The following is a 22852-nucleotide window of genomic DNA, read 5'->3' on the forward strand; positions in this document are numbered from 1 at the left end:
GCCGTCATGTGCGGGAGCCTTCAGGCCTGGGCCCCCGGCGCCCCGAGCTCCTCAAGGGTCCGCTCCAGCCACTGCGTCCAGAACGTCTCCAGGTCGATCCCGGCCCGCAGCACCACATGCCTCAGCCGGTCCTCCACCGTGTCGCTGCCCGGCGGGAAGTCCCGCTTCTCGATCTCCTCGTACTCGGCCAACTGCCGCCGGTGCAGGGTGAGATGGCGGCGCAGGTCCGCCTCGATGCCCTCCGTGCCGACGACCGCCGCCGCCCGCAGGCGCAGCAGCAGCGTGTCCCGCAGCGGCTTGGGGTCCTGGCTCGCGGCCGTCCAGCGGGCCAGCTCGGCGCGGCCCGCGGGCAGGACCTCGTACTCCTTCTTCTGCCCGCGGGTCGCCTGCCGCTGCTCCAGCGCCCTGATGGAGCCGTCCTTCTCCAGTTTCCCGAGCTCGCGGTAGATCTGCTGGTGCGTGGCCGACCAGAAGTAGCCGATCGACTTGTCGAACCTGCGGGTGAGCTCGAGCCCCGACGAAGGCTTCTCCAGGAGGGCGGTGAGGATCGCGTGCGGGAGTGACATGGCGGCCATCCTAGGTACGGCGCCCGGCGCGGACGCCCGGCGTCACAGCGCCGCGGCCAGCTCCGTGCCCTGCTTGATGGCGCGCTTGGCGTCCAGCTCGGCGGCCACGTCCGCGCCCCCGATGAGGTGCGCGCTCAGACCGGCCGCGAGCAGCGCCTCGTACAGGTCGCGTCGCGGGTCCTGGCCGGAGCACAGGACGACCGTGTCGACGGGGATCACCGTGGACTCTCCGTCGATCGTGATGTGCAGGCCCGCGTCGTCGATGAGGTCGTAGCTCGCGCCCGCCACCATCGTGACCCCGCGGTGGCGCAGCTCGGTGCGGTGGATCCAGCCCGTGGTCTTGCCCAGGCCCTGGCCGACCTTGGACGTCTTGCGCTGCAGGAGGTGCACGGAGCGCGGCGGGGTGGGACGGTCGGGCGCGGTCAGGCCGCCGCGGTCCTTGTAGTCCATGTCGACGCCCCACTGACGGAAGTACGTCGCCGGGTCCAGGCTCGCCTTCTCGCCGCCGTCGGTGAGGTACTCGGCGACGTCGAAGCCGATGCCGCCCGCGCCGATGATCGCGACCCGCTCCCCCACGGGCGCGCTGTCGCGCAGCACGTCGAGGTAGCCGACCACGCTGGGGTGGTCGATGCCGGGGATCTCGGGGGTGCGGGGCAGGACTCCGGTGGCGACGACGACCTCGTCGTACGCGGCCTTCACCAGCTCGTCCGCGGTGGCGCGGGTGTTCAACTGGACGCCTACGCCGTGCAGTTGGAGCTGGGTGCGGTAGTAGCGCAGGGTCTCGTCGAACTCTTCCTTGCCGGGGACCTTGCGGGCGACGTTGAGCTGGCCGCCGATCTCGGACGCCGCGTCGATGAGCGTGACGTCGTGGCCGCGCTCGGCCGCGGAGACCGCGAAGGCGAGCCCCGCGGGGCCCGCGCCGACGACCGCGACGCGCTTCTTGTGGCGGGTCGGCGCAAGGACGAGCTCCGTCTCGTGGCAGGCGCGCGGATTCACCAGGCAGGAGGTGATCTGGAGGTTGAAGGTGTGGTCGAGGCAGGCCTGGTTGCAGCCGATGCAGGTGTTGATGGCGTCGGGCTGCTCGGCCTTCGCCTTGGCCACGAAGTCCGGGTCGGCGAGCAGCGGGCGGGCCAGGGACACCATGTCGGCGGCGCCGTCGGCGAGCAACTGCTCCGCGATCTCGGGGGTGTTGATGCGGTTGGTGGTGACGAGCGGGACGGAGACCTCGCCCATGACCTTCTTCGTGACGAAGGTGTACGCGCCGCGCGGCACCGAGGTCGCGATGGTGGGGATGCGGGCCTCGTGCCAGCCGATGCCGGTGTTGATGATCGTGGCGCCCGCGGCCTCGATCTCCTTGGCGAGGTGCACGACCTCTTCGAGGGTCGAGCCGCCGGGGATCAGGTCCAGCATCGAGAGGCGGTAGATGAGGATGAAGTCGGTGCCGACGCGCTCGCGTATGCGCCGGACGATCTCGACGGGGAAGCGGATGCGGTTCTCGTAGGCGCCGCCCCAGCGGTCCTCGCGCTGGTTGGTGGGGGCCGCGATGAACTCGTTGATCAAGTAGCCCTCGGAGCCCATGACTTCGACGCCGTCGTAGCCCGCGAGCTTGGCGAGCTCCGCGGCGCGCACGAAGTCCTCGATGGTCTGCTCGACCTCGTCGTCGGTCAGCGCGCGCGGCACGAAGGGGCTGATCGGCGCCTTGATCGCGCTCGGTGCGACGAGACCCTCGTGGTAGGCGTACCGCCCGAAGTGCAGGATCTGCATGGCGATCTTGCCGCCGGCCGCGTGCACGGCGGCCGTGACGCCCGCGTGCTCCTTGGCCTCCGCCTCGGTGGTGAGCTTGGCGCCGCCGTCCCAGGGGCGGCCGAGCTCGTTCGGGGCGATGCCGCCGGTGACGATGAGACCGACACCGCCGCGCGCACGGGTCGCGTAGAACTCCGCCATGCGCGCGAAGCCGTTCGGCGCCTCTTCCAGGCCCACGTGCATGGATCCCATCAGAACCCGGTTGGGCAGGGTGGTGAAGCCCAGGTCGAGCGGGTTCAGCAGGTTCGGGTAGCGGCTCATGCGGGCCCTCCGTACGGGGTGTGTCGTCAGAACAGTTCTAGAGGACGCACGACCTCTTGTGCAACTAGTTGCATAAAAAGCGAGACGCAGGTCTCGTGCCCGTTTCGCGGCTTTAGCCGGAAGATTCACGGTGCGCAACAGGGGATTGACCATTCAACGAAGCACTCCTACGCTCCTGGCACCCCCGCAGGTATATCGATTAACCCCTGGTTGTCATCGTCCTGGTTGGAGACATCCCGCTGTGCGCTCAACGATGAGTCGGCGCGGCTTCCTCGCCGCAGGTTCAGGCCTGGCCGCCGCCACCACCCTGCCCGCCCTCGCCGGCTGTTCCACGCTGGCATCGGCGGATTCCGATCCCGACACGCTCGTGGTGCACAGCCAGCTCGGCACCACCGCGCCGGGCTCGCCCACGTATCTGTCCGCCCTGAACACCTTCCGGGACGAGAATCCGGGCCTGAAGGTGAAGAACCTGGTCAACGGCGACGACCTCGCGCAGGTCTACGAGACCTCACGGCTTGCCCGCAAGGAGCCGGACGTCGTCATGGTGAACCTCTACGACAAGACGCTGGCCTGGACGGATGTCGGGGCGACCGTCGACGTCAAGGGGTACATGGACCACTGGGGGCTGCGAAAGCGCGTCCTGCCCGTCGCCCTCGACGCCTGGACCGACGGCAAGGGGCGGCTGCGGGCCTTCCCCTACTTCGCCACCAACTGGCCCGTCGCCTACAACACCGCGCTGCTCGACAAGGCCGGTGTCGACGCGATACCCACCACCGGCGACCAGCTGATCGCCGCGGCCCGCAAGCTGCGCGCCAAGGGCATCGCACCGGTGACCGTCGGCGGCAACGACTGGACGGGCCAGAAGCTCCTCGCCCAGATCATCCAGACGTTCCTCTCCCCCGACGAGGCGCGGAAGGTCTTCACGAGCGGCGACTTCAGCGGCAGCAGGGGCGCCCGCGAGGGCATCGAGTACTTCGCGGCCCTGCGTGACGCGGGCGTCTTCGCCGACAAGGCGCAGGGCCTGACCTCCGACACGATGACGACGCAGTTCAACACGGGCGCCGCCGCCATCCAGTCCGCCATGTCGTCGGCGCTCGCCAAGGTCCCCGACACGATCGCCCGTGACACCGAGGTCGGTGGCTGGCCGCTCGCGCCGGGCGCGGCGCACGCCAAGCCGACGATCCTGCGGACGTACACCCTCATCGGCTTCTGGATCAGCCCGAACGGCACGAAGAAGCTGGACTCCGTCGAGAAGTTCCTGCGGTTCATGTACCGCGAGGACACCGTCTCGCGGTTCATCAAGGAGAGCGGCCGCGACATGGCCCTGCGCTCCGACACCCTCAGCACGGACTTCCCGCTCGTCGCCGCCGCGCAGAAGCTCGGCACCGGCGTCAGCCAGGCCCTGCTGCCCGACATCTACGTCCCGCCGGCCGCGACGCAGCCGCTGATCACCGCGACCAGTACGGCGTTCACGCGCGGCACGAGCCCCGCCAAGGTGCGCTCCGTGCTCGAAGCCGCGTACCGCACCGCATGAGCCGCCCGCCCGAGCCGCCCGAGCCTTCTGGGAGTCACCCGAGATGACGACAACGCTGTCGACGCCGGGCGGGACCGAGGTCCGCCCCGCACCTTCGAAGCCCCCTTCCCGCAAGCGCCGCCAGGAGGGCGGCACGATCCTCGCCGTACCGGCCCTGGTCTGGTACCTGGTCTTCATGGTCGGCCCGATGATCGCGATCTTCGTGATCGCGGCCCTGCGCTGGCCGGGCATGCTGCAGCCCGTCTCGTTCGCCGGGTTCGACAACGTGCGTACGGTCTTCGACGATCCGGTGTTCTGGGACGCCGTGCGCAATACGGCGGTCCAGCTCGCCGTCGCACTGCCGATCATGATCGTGTGCGCGTACATGCTGGGCTACTACGTGGCGCAGAAACCGCCGGGTCACAAGGTCCTGCGCTATCTCCTCTTCATCCCCGGCCTGATCTCCACCCCGGCCAAGGCGATGGTCTTCTACGCGGCGCTCTCCCCCGACGGCCTGGTCAACGGCGCCCTGAAGTCGGTGGGCCTCGGCTCGGTGACCGACGCCTGGCTGGCCTCTCCCTCCACGGCGCTGGCCTGTCTGATCGTGCTCGACGTCTGGGGCGGCATCGGCTTCACCGCCGTCCTGTTCGCCGCCCGGCTGGGCAGTGTGCCGGAGGAGCTCGGCGAGGCGGCGCAGCTGGACGGCGCCGGGCACTGGCGCACGATGTGGCGCGTGCACTTCCCGGTCATCCGCGAGTACGTGGGCGTGGTGACGATGCTCCAGTTCCTCTGGACGTTCTTCGGGTCGGCTCAGCACGTCCTGCTGCTCACGCAGGGCGGGCCGGGCAGCTCGTCGACGACGCTCTCCTTCCTCGTCTACCAGAAGGCGTTCATCGCGGCCGACCTCGGCTACAGCCAGACCGTCGGCGTGATCCTCTTCCTGGTCGGCCTCGTCGGTCTGCTCACCATCCGCCGCGCGTTCCGCCAGAACTACTGACGCCGCACGACCCCCGATCGGAGCCGGTCACCTTGAAACACGGAAAGTCCTGGCTGCCCGCGCACATCCTGGCGTGGGCGTACGCGGCGCTGCTCGTCGTGCCCCTCTACTATCTGCTCGCCTCCGCCTTCAAGACGAACGACCAGATCTTCGCGAGCCCCTTCTCCCTTCCCACCTCGCTGTCGTTCGGCAACTTCGGTACCGCCTTCGAGAGCGCCGATCTGGGGCTCGCGGTCTTCAACTCGGCGCTCGTGACGGTCTTCTCGCTCGTGCTGACGCTCGCGCTCGCGATTCCGGCGGCGTTCGCGATCGCCCGTGCGACGGGCCCGCTCGGCGCCTTCGTGGAGAAGGTCTTCTCGCTGGGCTTCCTCATCCCGACGTTCGCCGCGCTGTTCCCGACGTTCCTGCTGGCCGCGGCGACCGGCCTCTTCCACACCCGCCTGTTCATGGTGCTCTTCCTGCCCGCCACCGCGATGCCGCTGTCCGTGGTCATCCTGGTGCAGTTCATGCGGACCATCCCCAAGGAGATGGAGGAGGCGGCGCGCATGGACGGCGCGTCGACGTTCGCTGTCCTTCGCCACGTCTATACGCCGATGTGTCTGCCCGGCATCGCGACGGTGCTGCTCCTGAACTTCCTGACGTTCTGGAACGAGTACCTGTACTCCCTGGTGATCATCGGCCCCGACCCGTCGCAGCACACCGTCCAAGTGGCCCTGCCCACCCTGAAGTCCCTCACCGGGACGGATTACGGGGTGCTGACCGCCGGTACGGTTCTGACTCTCGTACCGGTATGGGCCGTCTACACGGTGTTGCAGAAGCGGATGCAGCAGGCCCTCGTCAGTGGGGCGGTGAAGATGTGAGCGGGTCGGAGACATCGCGCGGGGACAAGGGCAGGGACAACGGCAGGGACAGCGGCGCACGTCCCACGATCAAGGCCGTCGCCGCGGCGGCCGGGGTCTCCACGGCCGCCGTCTCGCAGGCCTTCAACGCCAAGGGCCGGATCTCCGAGGCCACCCGGCGCCGCATCCTGGACGCCGCCGCCACGCTCGGCTGGTCGCCGAGCGCCACGGCGACGGCCCTGCGCAGCGCGCGGACCCGCACGCTCGCCCTCGTCGTGCGCCGTCCCACGGACGTCCTCGGCGCGGACCCGCACTTCAGCGAGCTGATCACCGGCCTGGAGGGCGAACTGGCGCCGCGCGGCTACGGCTTGCTGCTCCACCTGGTCACGGACGTGGCCGAGGAGAGCGCGCTGTACGAACGCCTCGCCGCCGAGGGCCGCGTCGACGGAGCCGTCCTGACCGACGCCCGCGCCGACGATCCGCGCCCGCCGCTCCTGCGGGGCCTTTGCCTGCCCGCCGTGCTGCTCGGCGCGCCCCACCCGGACGCGCCCGTGCCCACCGTGGGCCTGGGCAACCAGGGCGCCGGCATACACGAAGCCGTCGACCACCTCATGGAGCTCAGCCACCGGCGCATCGCCTATGTGTCGGGACCCGGCGAGCTGCTGCACACGGGGCAGCGGCGCGCGGTCTTCGAAGAGACCCTGCTGCTCAAGGGGCTTGCCCCCGCCGCCGTCCTGAGCACCGACTTCTCCGAGGCGGCGGCCGTCGCCGCGACCGAGGAGCTGCTCGGCATGGCGCAGCGTCCCACCGCCGTCATGTACGCCAACGACTCCATGGCGGTGTGCGGCATCGGCGCGGCGCAACGCGCCGGACTGCGCGTCCCGGACGATCTGTCCGTCGTCGGCTACGACAACCTGCCCATCGGCCGCTGGCTGCATCCGCGGCTGACGACCGTCGACCAGCAGGTACAGCGGGTCGGCGCCGCCGCCGCGCGTGCGCTGCTCGCGCAGTGCGGCGAGGACGTGCCGCCCGTCGCGCTGGACGAACGGCCACGGCTCGTCGTGCGCGAGTCGACGGGGCCCGCCTCCTGACCGCCGAAGCACCTCCGAACACCTTTTCACCTCCGTACGGAAAGACCTGAGTACCCCCATGCGACGCCACAGCGCCCACCTCACCCATGACTCCGCCGTCCTGCCCTGGATAGGCGCCAACTTCTGGTCCCGCACCGGCGGTCCGCTGATGTGGCGGAACTACGACCCGAAGACGGTCCGCGAGGAACTGGCCGTGCTGCGCGAGCACGGCCTGACGATGACCCGCTCGTTCTTCTACTGGCCGGACTTCCACCCCGAACCGCACCGCATCGACGAGGAGTTGTGCGAGCGCTTCCGTGACTTCCTCGACGCGCACACCGAGTTGGGGATGGGCACGGTGCCCACGTTCATCGTCGGGCACATGTCCGGAGAGAACTGGGACCCGGCGTGGCGCGGGGGCCGCGACCTCTACGAGGACGTGTGGCTGGTCGGCCGCCAGGCGTGGTTCGTGTCGCAGATGACCCGCCGCTTCAAGGACCACGCGGCGGTCACCGGCTGGCTCATCACCAATGAGATGCCGGGCTACGGCCGCATCTACCAGGTGGACCCGCCGTCCAGCGATGTCGTCACCGCCTGGGCGCAGTTCATGTGCGACGCGGTGCGCGCGGCGGGCGGCACCCAGCCGGTGTCGCTCGGCGACGGCGCGTGGGGCATCGAGGTGACGGGCCGCGACAACGGCTTCTCGCTGCGGGACACCGCCGAGTACGTCGATTTCGTGGGCCCGCACGTGTACCGCTCCGACACGGACCGGGTGCGTCAGCACTACCGCGCCGCCTTCGAGTGCGAGCTGGCGGCGGTCACCGAGCAGCCGGTGATCCTGGAGGAGTTCGGGCTCTCCACGGACACCGTCTCGGCCGAGAACGCGGGCATCTACTACCGCCAGACGCTGCACAACTCCCTCCTCGGCGGCGCCACGGGCTGGATGGCCTGGAACAACACGGACTACGACGACCTGTGGGACCAGTCGCCCTACGACCACCACCCCTTCGAGATGCACTTCGGCATCACGGACAGCACGGGCGCCCCGAAGACCCCGCTCATCGAACTCGCCGCGTTCTCCAAGGTGTTGAAGCAGGTCGACTTCGCGCGCTGCCGCCGCTCGGACGCGGACGCCGCGCTCGTCGTGCCCGCGTTCCTGGAGCGCGGCTACCCCTACAGCCGCCCCGCCGACCGGCCGCTGATCTTCACCTCCCTCCATCAGGGGTACGTCGCCGCGCGCGGCGCCGATCTCCCGGTGAGCCTCACGCGGGAGGCGGACGGGCTGCCCGGGGACGCGGCGCTCTATCTCCTGCCGTCCACCCGGCAGTTGACGACCCGCACGCGGCGCGAGCTGGAGCGGCGGGCCCGCGAGGGAGCCACCGTCTACCTGTCGTTCTGCTCCGGCGAGCACCCGGGGACGCGCGGCCCCTGGTTCGACGACCTGGACGGGCTCTTCGGGGTCGAGCTCCAGCTCACCTACGGGGTGGCCGAGCCCATCGAGGACGACGTCCTCGAGCTGACCTTCACCGAGGAGTTCGGCGGAATCCCCGCGGGCGAGACCCTGCGCTTCCCCGTGGCGGGCAACGAGGACAGCCGCGCCTATCTGCCGGTCGTCCCGACGGGCGCGCGGGTCGTGGCGAAGGACGCGCACGGCCGTCCCGCGCTGCTCGTCCACGAGACGGGAAGCGGCCGTACGGTCCTTGCCACCTACCCCCTTGAGCACATGGCCGCGCGCACGGCCCGCGTCAACCCGGAGCAGACCCACCGGCTCTACGCGGCCCTGGCCCAACTCGCGGGCGTGGAGCGTCCGGTGACCGTCGACAGCCCGTACGTGTCCGCCGACTGCCTGGTGCACGAGGACGGGCGGCGGTTCGTGTGGCTGGTCAGCCAGTCGGACGAGGAGCTGACGGTGCGTCCCGCCGTGGACGGTTCGCTGCACGATCTGGACACGGGCGAGGCGGTGGAGGAGGCTCGGCTCGCCCCGTTCGGCGTACGCGTCCTCGAAGTGCGATGAGCGCGCCGCTGTACCGGGAGGCGGGCGCTCCGGTCGCCGACCGGGTGCGCGACCTGCTCGCCCGGATGACGCTCACCGAGAAGGTGGGCCAGGTCAACCAGCGGATGTACGGCTGGGACGCGTACGAGCGGACGCCCGAAGGGCACCGCCTGACGGACGCCTTCCGCGCCGAGGTCGCCGCGTTCGACGGGATGGGCGCGCTGTACGGACTCCAGCGCGCCGACCCGTGGTCGGGGGTGACGTTCACGGACGGCATCACCGCCGCGGACGCGGCACGGGTCGCCGATTCGGTGCAGCGGCACGTCATGTCCAGCACCCGGCTCGGCATCCCGGTCCTCCTCGTCGAGGAGGTCCCGCACGGCCATCAGGCCCTGGACGGCACGGTGCTTCCGGTGAACCTCGCGGTGGGCGCGACCTGGGACCCGGAGCTGTACGAGGCCGCCGCCGCGGGCGCCGCGGCGCAGCTGCGGGCCCGGGGCGGCCACGTCGCCCTCGTCTCGGCGCTCGATCTGGTCCGGGATCCGCGCTGGGGGCGTGCGGAGGAGTGCTTCGGCGAGGACCCGTATCTGGCGGCGCGCTTCACCCAGGCGCTGGTGCGGGGCATGCAGGGCGGCGGCGCCGCCTTCGCCCCCGACCGGGCGGCGGTCGTGCTCAAGCACTTCGCCGGGCAGGGTGCGACGGTCGGCGGCCGCAACAGCGCGGCCACGGAGCTGGGCCCGCGTGAACTCCACGAGATCCACCTGGTGGCGGCGCGGGCCGGGGTCCGCGCCGGGGCGGCGGGCGTCATGGCCGCGTACAACGAGTACGACGGTCTGCCGTGCGCGGCCAACCGTGAGCTGCTCACCGGTCTGCTGCGCGAGCGGTGGGGGTTCACCGGTCTGGTCATGGCCGACGGATGCGCCCTTGACCGTCTCGTACGCCTCGCCGGAGACCCGGTGGCGGCGGGCGCGCTCGCCCTGGGCGCGGGCACGGATCTGAGCCTGTGGGACGGCTGCTTCCCGCGGCTCGCTGAGGCGGTCGAGCGGGGCCTTGTCTCCGAGGACGCCCTGGACGCGGCGGTCGCCCGCGTCCTCGCGCTGAAGTTCCGCCTGGGTCTTTTCGAGCGGCCCTTCGTCGGCGAAAGCCCTGAACGCGACCGCGCTCTGGACGAGTTGAGCGAGCGCCTGGCCCGCGAGTCGATCGTCCTGCTGAGCCACGACGGGCAGACGCTTCCCCTGGCGACGCCTGCCCGCATCGCGGTCATCGGCCCCAACGCCGACGCGCTCCCCCAGCAGCTCGGCGACTACACCGCGCCGCAGCGACCCGGCACCGGGCTCACCGTCCTGGACGGCATCAGGGCGGTGGCGCCGCCGCACACCGAGGTGACGTACGCGCGGGGCTGCGACCTCGTCGGCGACGACCACGCGGGGATCGCGGACGCGGTGGCGCTGGCCGCCGGCGCCGATACCGCCGTCCTCGTGCTCGGCGGATCGAGCGCGCGGGAGGCCGACACCCGCTTCGACAGCAATGGGGCGGCCCTCGTGGCGTCCGGAACCCCTGTGGGCATGACGTGCGGCGAAGGTGTCGACCTTGCCGAACTGAGCCTGCAGTACGGTCAGTTGACTCTCCTCGATGCCGTGGCCGCCACCGGCACGCCCGTGGTCGTCGTGCTCGTCCAGGGGCGGCCGCATGCCCTCCCGGAGCAGGTCGGGCGGGCCCGCGCCGTGCTCAGCGCCTGGTATCCGGGGCCGTGGGGAGGCCGGGCGATCGCCGATGTGCTCTTCGGGCGCGCGGAGCCCGAGGGGCGGCTGCCCGTCTCCGTGCCGCGCTCGGCGGCGCAGCTTCCGGTGTTCTACAACGCCAAGGATCACGGCTACCGCGGTTACGTGGACCAGCCCGCCACCGCGCTGCACGCCTTCGGCCACGGCCTCTCGTACACGACCGTCGAGTACGGGGAGCCCCGGCTCTCCCGCTCGCAGGTCCCGGTCACCGATCCGGCGCTCACCTGCACGGTCGCCGTGACGAACACGGGGGCGCGGGCCGTGCGGGAGACCGTGCAGCTCTATGTGCGCCGGGTCTCGGGCTCCAGCTCCTGGCCGCGCGTCCGGGAGCTGCGCGGCTTCGCCCGGCTCGACCTGGCGCCCGGCGAACACGCCGAGGTCGCCTTCGTCGTCGACGCGGATACCCTGGCCTCGCCGGACCGCACGCTGGAGTACGCGGTGGAGCCCGGCGAGCTCCTGCTGGAGACCGGGCCCGCCTCCGACCGCACGCGCGGCGCCCTCCTGACCCTGACCTCCTCGTGTTCCTGACGCCCTCGTGAGCGCCACGTCCGAATCCCGCCAGCCGCGTGCCTTCGCAGCCCGCAGACTTGTGGGTGTCACCGAGGATCAGTGACCGGGAAAGAGGGAGCATCTGATGACCAAGGTCATGGGCAAGGCCGTCTACACGACCGTCGACAGCCCGCTGGGCGAGCTGCTGCTGGTGGGCGAGGAGTCGGCCACCGCGAACGGCGGCACCGCGCTGGCCTCCCTGTCTATGCCGGGGCAGAAGGGCGGCGCGGTCGTCCAGGACGGGTGGGCGCGTGACGACGAGGCCTTCGCCGTGATCGCCGGGCAACTGCGCTCGTACTTCGACGGGACGCGTCAGCACTTCGACATCGAGTACGTGAGCGGCGTCGGCACCGACTTCCAGGAGCGGGTCTGGCACGCCCTCGACACCCTCCCGTACGGCACGACCACCTCGTACGGGAAGCTCGCCGCACAGCTCGGCATCTCGCGCGCCGCGGTCCGCGCCCTGGGCACGGCGATCGGGCGCAACCCGCTGCTGGTCGTGCGCCCCTGCCACCGGGTCATCGGCGCCGACGGCTCCTTGACCGGGTACGCGGGCGGCCTCGATGCCAAGCGGCGGCTGCTGGACCTGGAGTCCGCCTGAGCGCAGCCCGCGAGCGCGGCCGAAGCCGAAGCCGAAGCCTCAGCCGCGCTCGCGGAGGTACGCCTCCAGCTCCGCGGCCCCGGTCAGCATCGCCCGCCCGCGGGCGGACAGCCGCGCGTGCCAGTCGCCCAGCGCGGCCTCCAGCGGCTCAAGGCCGCCGGCCGCCCGCACCTGGGCGATCAGCGGGGCGATCTGCTCCAGCAGGTAGCCGCCCCGCCTGAGTTGGTGGGCGAGGCGGGCGTCCCGTACATCGGCGTCGTCGTAGACGCGGTAGCCGGTCCGCACGTCGCGGCGCGGGGCCACGAGCCCGGCACGCTCCCATTTGCGCAGTGTCGCGGGCCGGATGCCGAGCTTTCCCGCCAGCGGCCCGATGAACGTTCCGTCGGGTCCGGGAGCCGCGAACTGCCCCGACTGCGCGCCGGATCCGGGCGCCGTGGTGGGCTCCAGGTCGCGCAGGGCGCTCTCCACGGCCTGGAGGGTCCGCCGGTCGTCGAGGAGCTCGGCGTGGCTCTCGTCGATGATCCGGAAAGCCTCATCGACCGCGCCCTGGTTGACGGCCCGCATGATCGACGTCGCCGTCCGGTGGCCGTGGCCGGGCATCAGGGCGAGAAACGTGCGCAGAGCTCCCGCGTGCAGCGAGGTGTAGGTGCGGTAGCCGTGGGGCGTGCGACCGGCGGCCGGAAGGATCCCGGCCTCCTCATAGTTTCTGACGGCCTGCGTGGACAGACCGTGTTCGCGCGCCAGATCCACCGGCCGCAGCCGCTCACCGGTTTTAAGCTTTCGCCCCATGAGGCCGACGATATCGCGGAAAAGTTTCCACCGAAGGTTCAACGATACCGTCGAAGGCATGGCTACCGATATCAAGGCTGACATCAAGGACACCACTCACGCAGTCGAGGCTGCCGCCGTCATGAGGCTGCTCGAGGGACGGCCCCGGCTGCTCGCCCTGGGCGAGCCCACCCACGGCGAGGACGCCCTGCTCGACCTGCGCAACGAGCTCTTCCGGCAGCTGGTCGAGCAGCAGGGCTACCGGACCGTCGCGATCGAGAGCGACTGTCTGATGGGCCTGGTCGTGGACGACTACGTCACCTCGGGCACCGGCACTCTCGACGAGGCCATGGAGCGCGGGTTCAGCCACGGCTGGGGCGCCTCCGCGGCCAACCGCGAACTCGTGCGCTGGATGCGGGCGTACAACGACGGCAGGACCGCGTCCGAACGGCTGCGCTTCGCCGGATTCGACGGCCCGCTGGAGATCACCCACGCCGCGAGCCCCCGCCGAGCCCTCACCGCACTCCACGGATTCCTCTCGGCCCACGTGGACGCGGACCTGCTGCCCTGCACCGCGGACACCCTCGACCGGCTGCTCGGCGCCGACGACCGGTGGACCGATTCCGCCGCGATGATGGACCCCGCCAGGTCCGTCGGGCAGTCCGCCGAGGCCGGTCGGCTGCGGCTGCTCGCCGACGATCTGGTGGCGCTGCTCGAAGCGGGGGCGCCACACCTGACCACCACGGCCTCGCGGGACGACTGGGACAGGGCGTGCCTGTACGGGCGCACCGCCATCGGTCTGCTGCGCTACCACTACTGGATGGCCGACGCCTCACCGGCCCGCATGACCCGGCTCATCGGCCTGCGGGACCAGATGATGGCCCACAATCTCCTCGCCGTCGCCGAGCGGAGCCCGGCGCTGATCCACGCCCACAACGGCCATCTCCAGCGCGACAAGAGCACGACGCGGATGGGCGGAACGCTCCTGGAGTGGTGGGGCGCCGGTGCGCTGGTGAGCGCCCGGCTCGGCGAGGAGTACGCCTTCGTGGCCACGGCCGTCGGCACGATCCGACACCAGGGAGTGGACACGCCGCCGCGGGACACCGTCGAGGGGATCCTGTACGCGCTCCCGCAGGACCGCTGTGTCGTCGACGCGCCCCGGCTGGCCACCGCCCTGGACGGCACACGGCCCGCGCCCCGCGTGTCCCCCTGGTTCGGCTACGCCCCGCTCGACCCGGCCCACTTGGCGTCCGGTGACGGGATCGTGTTCCTCAAGGACGTGCCGCAGAGCTAAAGCCGCCGGTCGGCGCCGCTCGCTAGCGTGCGCCCCGGTGCCCCAGGCGCTCCGAGAGGTCGCCCGCGCCCTTGGCCGCGAGCTCGGCGAGTTCCTCTTCGCGCTGCTCGCTCCAGCGGATCATCGGCACGGAGATGGAGAGCGCCGCGACGACGTGGCCCGCGCTGTCGCGGACCGGGGCGGCCACGCAGCTCACGTCCGGGTTCGACTCGCGGTGTTCGGCGGCGACCCCGCGCTCGCGGATCTCGCCGAGCGCGGCGAGCAGCGCCTTCGGCTCCGTGATGCTGTTCTGGGTCATCGCCACCAACGCGCGCCCCGCCAGGCGGGTTTCGAGCTCGGTCGGGGGCAGTGAGGCGAGCAGCATCTTGCCGACCGACGTGCAGTGGGCGGGCAGTTTGCGGCCCGCGGCGGAGACCATGCGCACCGCGTGCGTGGAGTCCACCTTGGCGATGTAGATGACGTCCGTGTCCTCGAGGACCGCCACGTGCACGGTCTCGTCGCAGGTCTCCGCCACCTCGCGGGCCACCTGCTGCCCCTCGGCGGCCAGGTCGAGCTGTTCCGCGTACCGGCTGCCGAGCTGGTAGGCGCGTACGCCGAGGCGGTAGCGGCCCGTCTGGTCCGGGATCTGGACAAGGTACGAGCGGGCGGCGAGGGTGGTCAGGAGTTCGTGCACGGTGGTGCGCGGCAGCTGGAGTCTGCGGGTCACCTCGGGGGCGGACAGTGTCCCGTCGCCCTCCAGGAACAGCTCCAGTATGTCCAGCGCCCTGGTCACCGCAGGAACAAGTCGTCCCATGGTCGGCCTCCCACCCCGTGCGTCCGACGTTTCGTCCGAAACCTCGGTCAACGATCGATATGACGAACACAGGCTAGACACAGCGGCGTTCGCCGCGCAACGCCCCTGAGCGACACCTGTGGGTCCAAGACCGTTTCGCGCGACCCATTGACACCCTGCCGCCTGCGTGAATACGGTCACGCCAACATTTCGAACGTGTGACGAAATACCGAACAACCAAGGGGCAACTGCCTTGCGTATTACGGGAATCAGCACGCACGTGGTGGGAACGCCGTGGCGCAATCTCACCTACGTCCAGGTCCACACCGACGAAGGTCTCACCGGAGTCGGCGAGACCCGCATGCTCGGCCGCACCGACGCGCTCATCGGCTACCTCCAGGAGGCCGCGGCCAACCACATCGTGGGATCCGACCCGTTCGCGGTCGAGGATCTCGTACGGAAGATGAAGTACGGCGACTACGGCCGCGCGGGCGAGATCGTCATGTCGGGCATCGCCTGCGTGGAGATGGCCTGCTGGGACATCAAGGGCAAGGCCCTTGGGGTGCCGGTCTGGCAGCTGCTCGGCGGGAAGGTGACCGACAAGGTCAAGGCATACGCGAACGGCTGGTACACCACCGAGCGCACTCCGGAGGCGTACCACAAGGCCGCTCGGGCCGTGATGGAGCGGGGCTACCGCGCCCTGAAGATCGACCCGTTCGGGACCGGTCACTTCGAGCTCGACCAGGCGGGCACGTCCTACGCGGTCTCGCTGATCGAGGCGGTGCGGGACGCGATCGGCCCGGACGCCGAGCTGATGCTGGAGATGCACGGGCGCTTCAGCCCGTCCACGGCGGTGCGCCTGGCACGGGAGATGGCGCCGTTCAAGCCCGCCTGGCTCGAGGAGCCGGTGCCGCCGGAGAACCTCAAGGCCCTGGAGAAGGTCGCCGCCAAGGTGGACATGCCCATCGCCACCGGTGAGCGCATCCACGACCGGATCGAGTTCCGCGAGCTCTTCGAGTCGCAGGCCGCCGACATCATCCAGCCGGACCTCGGCCACATCGGCGGCATCCTGGAGGCCCGCAAGCTGGCCGCGACGGCGGAGACGCACTACACGCTGATCGCCCCGCACAACGTGGGCGGCTCGGTGCTCACCGCGGCCTCGCTCCAACTCGCCGCCTGCACACTCAACTTCAAGATCCTGGAGCACTTCAACGACTTCGCGGACGCGGAGATCAAGAAGGTGGTCAAGGGCGCGCCCCAGGTGGTCGACGGCTACTTCGAGGTGTCGCACGAGCCGGGCCTGGGCGTCGAGCTCGACACGGACGCGGCGGCCGAGTTCCCGCAGCAGCAGGCGCGGTTCGACCTGTGGGCCGAGGGCTGGGAGAAGCGCTCCCCCAAGGCGGCCGGTAAGTGAGCACCGACTCGTCGTCGCGCGCGATCGTCGTCGACCGTCCCGGCTCGCACCGGCTCACGGCCGGGGCTCCGCCCGAGCCCGGCCCCGGTGAGGTCCTGGTGCGGGTGGCCGCCGCCGGGATCTGCATGAGCGACCGCGAGGTGTACGACGGTCACCGGGACGCCGCCTACGTGCGCTATCCGGTGATCCCCGGGCACGAGTGGTCCGGCACCGTCGAGGCCACCGGTGAGGGCGTCGACCCGGCACTCGTCGGGCAGAAGACCGTCGCCGAGGGGTTCCGTGCCTGCGGCACCTGCGAGCGGTGCCGCTGCGGGGAGACGAGCCTGTGCGGCGGCGGGTACGCGGAGACCGGATTCACCGAGCCCGGCGCCTTCGCCGACCATGTCGCCGTCCCCGCCCGGCTCCTGCACCTCCTGCACCCGGACGCGGACCTCGCCGCCGCGGCCCTGCTCGAACCCGCCGCGGTCATCGCCGGCGCGGTGCGGACGGGACGGCCACGGCCGGGCGAGCGGATCGCGGTGGTCGGCGCGGGCACCCTGGGGATGCTCGCGGTGCAGTTGCTCGCCGCCTCGTCGCCCGGCGAGCTCGTCGTGATCGACCCGCGGGCCGAGCGCGGCCGGCAGGCGCTGGACTTCGGGGCGGGCGAAACCCTGACGCCCGCCGAAGCGGAGGCGTACCACGGCCGCTTCGACCTGGTCGTGGAGACCGCGGGGGCGCCGAGCACGGCCGCCTCCTCCTGCCTCCTCGCGCGCAGGGGCGGCCGGGTGGTGCTCACCGGCATGTTCACTCCCGGCGCCGTCGGCATCGATCCGGTGCATCTCTCGCTGAGCCAGCTGGAGGTGCGCAGCGTCTTCGGTGCCCCGTCCTCCGCCTGGTCGGACGCGGTGCGGGCGTTCGGGCTCGGCCTGCTCGACCCGGCGCCGCTCATCACCCACGAGTTCCCGCTGGAGCGGTTCGGCGAGGCCGTGGCACTGGTCGGCGGCGGCGATCCGAAGACCGGGAAGGTGCTCCTGCGCCCCTGACACACCCGCCGTGCACCCGTGCACCCGTTGAACCGACCAACGTACGAAATATCGAACACAGCAGCATTCACAGCACATGGGAGTCCCGTGACCAGCCCGTCAGCACCCCGCCGCCCCGGCGTCGACGCCCTAGCCCGCATCGGGCACCCCGTACCCGCCGTCGACCCGGCGGACGCGTCCCCGCACACGTTCCCCGACGGTGGCACCTGGCGCACCGAGATCCCCTCCGTGGAGGGCCCCGAGGCGCTGGCCGTCGTGCTCAAGGAGAGCTCGCGGCTCGACGTGCCGATCCACCGGATCAGCCAGGGCAGCGGCATCTGGATGCTCTCCGACGACGAGATCACCGAGATGGTGGACGACTGCGCCGAACGGGACATCGAGCTCTGCCTGTTCACCGGGCCGCGCGGCACCTGGGACATCGGCGCCGCCACCCGCACCGACTCCGGCGGCGGCGGCCTTCGCTCGCGCGGCCATGACGCGCTCGCCGGATGCGTCGAAGACGCCGTACGGGCAACGGAGTTGGGGGTGCGCTGCCTGCTCGTCGCCGACGAGGGCGTGCTGTGGACGCTGCACCGGCTGCGGACGGCCGGTGTGCTGCCCGCCGACACCACGTTCAAGGTGTCGGCCCTGATCGGCCCGGTCAACCCGGCCTCGTACGCGGTCTACGAGCGGCTCGGCGCCGACTCCCTCAACATCCCCTCCGACCTCACCCTGGATCACCTCACGGAGATCCGCCGGGCGAGCCGCGCGCCGATGGACCTGTACGTCGAGGCCCCCGACGACCTCGGCGGCTACGTCCGGATGTACGAGGCGGCCGAGCTGATCCGGCGCGGCGCCCCGCTCTACCTCAAGTTCGGCCTGAGCAAGTCCCCCGGCATCTACCCCTACGGTGCCCACCTGCGCGACCACACCCTGGCGACCGCCCGCGAACGGGTCCGCCGCGGTCGTCTCGCCCTCGACCTGCTCGCCCGGCACGGAGCGGACGGCGGGATGTCACCGCTCGGCTCGCGCCTGCCGGGTGAGCTCCAGCGCTTCCCCGTCCCGGAAGGGGACTGACCCATGAACACCCGCACCAAGAGCACCCGCCAAGGCAGAAAAGTACGTCTCACCGCCGCCGTGGCCACCGCCGTCCTGCTCGGCTCGCTGACCGCGTGCGGCCAGGAGGCCAAGGGCGGCAGCCGCTACCAGCCGGACGAGGGCAAGGGCAGCACCATCGGGCTCGCGATGCCCACCAAGGCCTCCGAACGGTGGATAGCCGACGGCAACAACATGGCCGAGCAGTTCCAGAAGGCCGGATACAAGACCGATCTGCAGTACGGCGACGACAAGGTCGAGAACCAGATCGCGCAGCTGGAGAACATGATCACCAAGGGGCGCAGCCTGCTGGTGGTCGCCGCCATCGACGGGTCCGCGCTCACCGAGGTCATGCAGCGCGCGCACGACGCGGGCATCCCCGTGATCTCGTACGACCGCCTCATCCTCGGCACGAAGTACGTCGACTACTACGCGTCGTTCGACAACGAGCGCGTCGGCCGCCTCGAAGCCCAGTACGTCGTCAAGAAGCTGAAGCTGGGCAAGCCGGAGAAGGGCGGCGACACGCGCAACATCGAGCTGTTCGCCGGGTCGCCGGACGACAACAACACCAAGTACTTCTGGAGCGGCGCCATGAAGGTGCTCCAGCCGTACTTCGAGAGCGGCCAGCTCACCGTCCGCAGCAAGCAGACGAAGATGAACCAGGCCACCACACTGCGCTGGGACGGCGGCACCGCGCAGAAGCGCATGGACGACCTGATCAGCAAGAACTACGGCTCCGCGAAGGTCGACGCGGTCCTCTCGCCGTACGACGGGATCTCGATCGGCATCATCTCGGCGCTCAAGAGCGCGGGGTACGGCTCCAAGAGCCAGCCGCTGCCGGTGATCACCGGGCAGGACGCGGAGCTCGCGTCGGTGAAGTCCATCATCCGGGGCGAGCAGACGCAGACGGTGTTCAAGGACACCCGCAAGCTGGCCGCCCAGACGGTGGCCATGGGCGACGCGGTCCTGAACGACAAGAAGGTGAAGGTCAACAACACCAAGGACTACGACAACGGCAAGAAGACCGTGCCGTCCTTCCTTCTCGACCCGGTCAGCATCGACAAGTCCAACACCCAACTCCTCGTCGACGAGGGTTACTTCAAGGCTGGGCAGCTCTCATGAGCGGGCCCGTACTGGAGATGCGCGGGATCACCAAGACGTTCCCCGGCGTCAAGGCGCTCTCCGACGTGAACCTGACCGTGGGCCCCGGGGAGATCCACGCGATCTGCGGCGAGAACGGCGCGGGCAAGTCGACGCTGATGAAGGTCCTCAGCGGCGTCCACGAGCACGGCAGTTATGACGGCGAGATCCACTTCGAGGGCCGGCGGGTGGCCTTCAAGGACATCCGCGCCAGCGAGAAGCACGGCATCGTGATCATCCATCAGGAGCTGGCGCTGGTCCCGTACCTGTCCATCGCCGAGAACATCTTCCTGGGCAACGAACAGAGCACCCGCGGCTTCATCGACTGGAACGACACGCTGCGCAGGGCGAGCGCGCTGCTCAAGCGGGTCGGCCTGAAAGAGAAGCCGCAGACTCCGGTGGCCGACATCGGCGTGGGCAAGCAGCAGCTGGTGGAGATCGCCAAGGCCCTGTCGAAGGAGGTCAAGCTGCTCATCCTGGACGAGCCGACGGCCGCCCTGAACGACGAGGACAGCGCCAAGCTGCTCGATCTCATCCTGGAGCTGCGCGAGCAGGGCATCGCCTGCATCATCATCTCGCACAAGCTGAACGAGATCCGGGCCATCACCGACTCGGTGACGATCCTGCGCGACGGGCGGACCATCGAGACCCTGACGGTGCGTGAGACCCCGGACGCCGAACCGCAGGTGGCCGAGGACCGCATCATCCGGGGCATGGTCGGCCGCGACCTGGACCACCGCTTCCCCGACCGCACTCCGTACGAGGGCGATGACGCCGGATCGCTCGCGCTGTCCGTGACGGGCTGGACGGTGCGGCACCCGATCGACCACCAGCGCAAGGTCGTCGACGACGTGTCGCTGACCGTGCGGCGCGGCGAGATCGTCGGCATCGCGGGCCTGATGGGCGCGGGCCGCACCGAGCTTGCGATGTCCGTCTTCGGGCGCTCGTACGGCTCGTACGTCGCCGGTACGGTCGCCGTCGGCGGGCGCGAGGTCGTGACGAAGACCGTGCCCGCCGCGGTGGACGCCGGAATCGCGTACGTCACCGAGGACCGCAAGCAGTACGGCCTCAACCTCATCGACAACATCAACCGCAACATCTCCCTGGCCTCCCTCTCGGGCATGCGGCGCCGGGGCGGCTTCGTCGACGAGCACCAGGAGCGCTCGGTATCCGAGCGCTACCGCAAGTCGATGAACATCAAGGCTCCCACCGTGTTCGAGCAGGTGGGGCGGCTCTCCGGCGGCAACCAGCAGAAGGTCGTCCTGAGCAAGTGGATCCACGCCGACCCCGAGGTCCTGATCCTCGACGAGCCGACGCGCGGCATCGACATCGGCGCCAAGTTCGAGATCTACACCGTCATCGACAAGCTGGCGGCCTCGGGCAAGGCAGTGCTCTTCATCTCCTCCGAACTGCCCGAGCTGCTCGGGATGTGCGACCGGATCTACACGATGGCCGAGGGCAGGCTGACCGGCGAGGTCGACCGCGCGGACGCCACCCAGGAACTCCTGATGCGCCACATGACCAAGAACAGAAGCTGAGGCATCCGCCATGACCACCACGACCACGCCGCCACGTGACACCTCGTCCACGCCGCCCGCCAAGGAGTCCACGGGTGCTCTGCTGCTGCAGAGCGTGCGCTCCAACATGCGCCAGTACGGCATGCTCGTCGCCCTGGCCTTCATCGTCATCCTGTTCCAGATCTGGACCGACGGCACGCTGCTCCTGCCGAACAACGTGTCCAACCTGATCCAGCAGAACGGCTACATCCTCATCCTGGCCATCGGCATGATGATCGTGATCATCGCCGGTCACATCGACTTGTCCGTCGGCTCGTTGGTCGCCTTCGTCGGCGCCATGTCGGCGGTGATGATGGTCAAGCACGACATGCCCTGGGTGCTCGCACTCGTCCTCTCGCTCCTGATCGGCGCGGTCGCGGGCGCGTGGCAGGGCTTCTTCATCGCCTACGTCGGCATCCCGTCGTTCATCGTGACCCTGGCCGGCATGCTGCTCTTCCGCGGTCTCACCCAGATCGTCCTGGAGGGCCAGTCGCTCTCGCCGTTCCCCGAGGGCTTCCAGAACATCGCCAAGGGGTTCATCCCCGAGATGGGCCCGTACACGCAGTACCACAACCCGACCCTTGTGCTCGGTCTCGTGACGGTCGCGTTCCTGCTGTTCCGCGAATGGCGCAGCCGCAAGCAGCAGTTGGCGTACGACCTGGACGTGACGCCGACGGGCCTGTGGGCGGCCAAGCTGGTGGCGATCACCGCGGCCGTCGTCGCCTTCACGCTGACCCTCGCGAGCTTCCACGGCGTGCCTGTGGTGCTGCTCATCATGTGCGGCCTGCTCATCGCCCTCGGCTATGTGATGCGCAACGCGGTCGTCGGCCGCCATGTGTACGCGCTCGGTGGCAACAAGGCGGCGGCGAAGCTGTCCGGCGTCAAGGACAAGCGCGTCACCTTCCTGATCTTCGTCAACATGGGTGTGCTGGCGGCGCTGGCGGGCTGTGTGTACGCGGCGCGTCTGAACGCGGGCACTCCGCAGGCGGGCCTGAACTTCGAACTCGAGGCGATCGCGGCCTCGTTCATCGGCGGTGCGTCGATGAGCGGCGGCGTCGGCACGGTGATGGGCGCCGTGATCGGCGGCCTGGTGCTCGGCGTCCTGAACAACGGCATGTCCCTGGTCAACATCGGCACCGACTACCAGCAGGTCATCAAGGGCCTGGTGCTGCTCGCCGCGGTCGGCTTCGACGTCTGGAACAAGCGCAAGGTCGGTCGTTAACCCTCATCCCAACTTCGCTGTCTGGAGCCGCACATGGAAACGAGCAGACGCACCGTCCTGGCCTCGGCCGCCGCAGCCGGGCTCACCGCCTCCTTCGCGGGCACGTCGTACGCGTCGGCGGGCCGCACGCCCACCAAGGAACTCTTCGGCAGGCTGGCCGACGGGACCAAGGTGTACCGCTGGTCCCTGGCCAACGGCGGCACCCGCATGAAGGTGCTGTCGTACGGCGGCATCGTGCAGTCCCTCGAACTCCCCGACCGGCACGGCCGGTACACCAACGTCTCCCTCGGCTACGACACCATCGAGGCGTACGTCGCCGGGACCACGTTCTTCGGGGCGCTCATCGGCCGCTACGGCAACCGCATCGCCAAGGGCCGCTTCACGCTGGACGGCAAGACCCACCAGCTCTCCGTGAACGACGGCGAGAACAGCCTGCACGGCGGGGCCAAGGGCTTCAACACGCGGGTGTGGGACGTGGAGCCGTTCGCCGGCTCCACGGGCGTGGGCCTCGTCCTGCGGTATGTGAGCGTCGACGGCGAGATGGGCTACCCCGGGACCCTGCGCGTGAAGGTGACCTACACCCTCACCGCACGCGGCGACTGGCGCATCGACTACGC

General features: G+C 70.3%; 18 protein-coding genes and 1 pseudogene. 15 read left to right on the forward strand and 4 right to left on the reverse strand.

Going from position 1 to position 22852, the window contains the following annotated elements; genetic code table 11:
- Nucleotides 1–20: 20 nt before the first annotated feature.
- Together ACFUPX_RS41035 and ACFUPX_RS41040 are read right to left on the reverse strand one after the other, a co-directional pair.
- Nucleotides 21–566, reverse strand: a complete 546-nt coding sequence (locus tag ACFUPX_RS41035; RefSeq protein ID WP_383334285.1) for a PadR family transcriptional regulator — start codon at nt 564–566, stop codon at nt 21–23.
- A gap of 42 nt (nt 567–608) precedes the next feature.
- Nucleotides 609–2630, reverse strand: coding sequence for an FAD-dependent oxidoreductase (locus ACFUPX_RS41040; protein WP_383334287.1), 2022 nt, complete (start codon nt 2628–2630; stop codon nt 609–611).
- 241 nt (nt 2631–2871) lie between these two features.
- On the opposite strand from ACFUPX_RS41040, the gene ACFUPX_RS41045 reads away from it, so the two are divergent.
- The 7 genes from ACFUPX_RS41045 (at nt 2872) to ACFUPX_RS41075 (ending at nt 11973) form a co-directional block, all read left to right on the forward strand.
- Complete coding sequence (locus ACFUPX_RS41045; RefSeq protein WP_383334289.1) at nt 2872–4164, forward strand: ABC transporter substrate-binding protein; 1293 nt, start codon at nt 2872–2874, stop codon at nt 4162–4164.
- 43 nt (nt 4165–4207) lie between these two features.
- Nucleotides 4208–5140, forward strand: a complete 933-nt coding sequence (locus ACFUPX_RS41050) for a carbohydrate ABC transporter permease (protein ID WP_383334291.1) — start codon at nt 4208–4210, stop codon at nt 5138–5140.
- A gap of 32 nt (nt 5141–5172) precedes the next feature.
- On the forward strand, nt 5173–6000 hold the full coding sequence (locus ACFUPX_RS41055) for a carbohydrate ABC transporter permease (RefSeq protein ID WP_383334293.1): 828 nt from the start codon (nt 5173–5175) through the stop codon (nt 5998–6000).
- Between the two features lie 68 nt (nt 6001–6068).
- A complete protein-coding gene (locus ACFUPX_RS41060; RefSeq protein ID WP_383334314.1) occupies nt 6069–7070 on the forward strand; it encodes a LacI family DNA-binding transcriptional regulator in 1002 nt (333 codons plus the stop codon).
- A 58-nt stretch (nt 7071–7128) separates the two neighbouring features.
- Entirely contained in the window at nt 7129–9063 is a 1935-nt protein-coding gene (locus tag ACFUPX_RS41065) for a cellulase family glycosylhydrolase (RefSeq protein WP_383334295.1), read from the forward strand.
- Complete coding sequence (locus tag ACFUPX_RS41070) at nt 9060–11351, forward strand: glycoside hydrolase family 3 N-terminal domain-containing protein (protein ID WP_383334297.1); 2292 nt, start codon at nt 9060–9062, stop codon at nt 11349–11351. The genes ACFUPX_RS41065 and ACFUPX_RS41070 overlap by 4 nt, the downstream gene beginning before the upstream one ends.
- A gap of 106 nt (nt 11352–11457) precedes the next feature.
- Complete coding sequence (locus ACFUPX_RS41075; RefSeq protein WP_383334299.1) at nt 11458–11973, forward strand: methylated-DNA--[protein]-cysteine S-methyltransferase; 516 nt, start codon at nt 11458–11460, stop codon at nt 11971–11973.
- Nucleotides 11974–12012: 39 nt separating this feature from the next.
- Here ACFUPX_RS41075 and ACFUPX_RS41080 read toward each other — a convergent pair whose 3' ends face one another.
- Nucleotides 12013–12762, reverse strand: coding sequence for a TioE family transcriptional regulator (locus tag ACFUPX_RS41080; RefSeq protein WP_383334301.1), 750 nt, complete (start codon nt 12760–12762; stop codon nt 12013–12015).
- 70 nt (nt 12763–12832) lie between these two features.
- Here ACFUPX_RS41080 and ACFUPX_RS41085 point away from each other — a divergent pair, with 70 nt between their 5' ends.
- Complete coding sequence (locus ACFUPX_RS41085) at nt 12833–14035, forward strand: erythromycin esterase family protein (protein WP_383334316.1); 1203 nt, start codon at nt 12833–12835, stop codon at nt 14033–14035.
- 22 nt (nt 14036–14057) lie between these two features.
- Here the strand turns inward: ACFUPX_RS41085 and ACFUPX_RS41090 are convergent, their stop codons facing one another.
- A complete protein-coding gene (locus ACFUPX_RS41090; RefSeq protein WP_383334303.1) occupies nt 14058–14828 on the reverse strand; it encodes an IclR family transcriptional regulator in 771 nt (256 codons plus the stop codon).
- A 232-nt stretch (nt 14829–15060) separates the two neighbouring features.
- Here ACFUPX_RS41090 and ACFUPX_RS41095 point away from each other — a divergent pair, with 232 nt between their 5' ends.
- From ACFUPX_RS41095 to ACFUPX_RS41125, 7 genes and pseudogenes are all read left to right on the forward strand, one after another.
- Nucleotides 15061–16221 carry a mandelate racemase/muconate lactonizing enzyme family protein gene (locus ACFUPX_RS41095; RefSeq protein ID WP_383334305.1) on the forward strand — a complete coding sequence of 387 codons (1161 nt, stop codon included), beginning with the start codon at nt 15061–15063 and terminating at the stop codon, nt 16219–16221.
- On the forward strand, nt 16218–17243 hold the full coding sequence (locus ACFUPX_RS41100) for a zinc-binding dehydrogenase (protein WP_383334307.1): 1026 nt from the start codon (nt 16218–16220) through the stop codon (nt 17241–17243). Before ACFUPX_RS41095 ends, ACFUPX_RS41100 begins: the two co-directional genes overlap by 4 nt.
- Before the next feature lie 87 nt (nt 17244–17330).
- Nucleotides 17331–18299, forward strand: a complete 969-nt coding sequence (locus tag ACFUPX_RS41105) for a hypothetical protein (RefSeq protein ID WP_383334309.1) — start codon at nt 17331–17333, stop codon at nt 18297–18299.
- A 3-nt stretch (nt 18300–18302) separates the two neighbouring features.
- On the forward strand, nt 18303–19439 hold the full coding sequence (chvE, locus tag ACFUPX_RS41110; protein WP_383334311.1) for a multiple monosaccharide ABC transporter substrate-binding protein: 1137 nt from the start codon (nt 18303–18305) through the stop codon (nt 19437–19439).
- The gene (gene mmsA, locus ACFUPX_RS41115) at nt 19436–20995 is read left to right on the forward strand and encodes a multiple monosaccharide ABC transporter ATP-binding protein (RefSeq protein WP_383334312.1); all 1560 of its coding nucleotides are present in this window, start codon (nt 19436–19438) and stop codon (nt 20993–20995) included. The genes chvE and mmsA overlap by 4 nt, the downstream gene beginning before the upstream one ends.
- Nucleotides 20996–21005: 10 nt before the next feature.
- Nucleotides 21006–22235 carry a multiple monosaccharide ABC transporter permease gene (gene mmsB / locus ACFUPX_RS41120; RefSeq protein ID WP_383334313.1) on the forward strand — a complete coding sequence of 410 codons (1230 nt, stop codon included), beginning with the start codon at nt 21006–21008 and terminating at the stop codon, nt 22233–22235.
- A gap of 33 nt (nt 22236–22268) precedes the next feature.
- Nucleotides 22269–22852 (forward strand): annotated as a pseudogene (locus ACFUPX_RS41125) (galactose-1-epimerase); the annotation flags it as partial.

This window comes from Streptomyces sp. NPDC057302 (assembly GCF_042667685.1).
Lineage (GTDB): Bacteria > Actinomycetota > Actinomycetes > Streptomycetales > Streptomycetaceae > Streptomyces.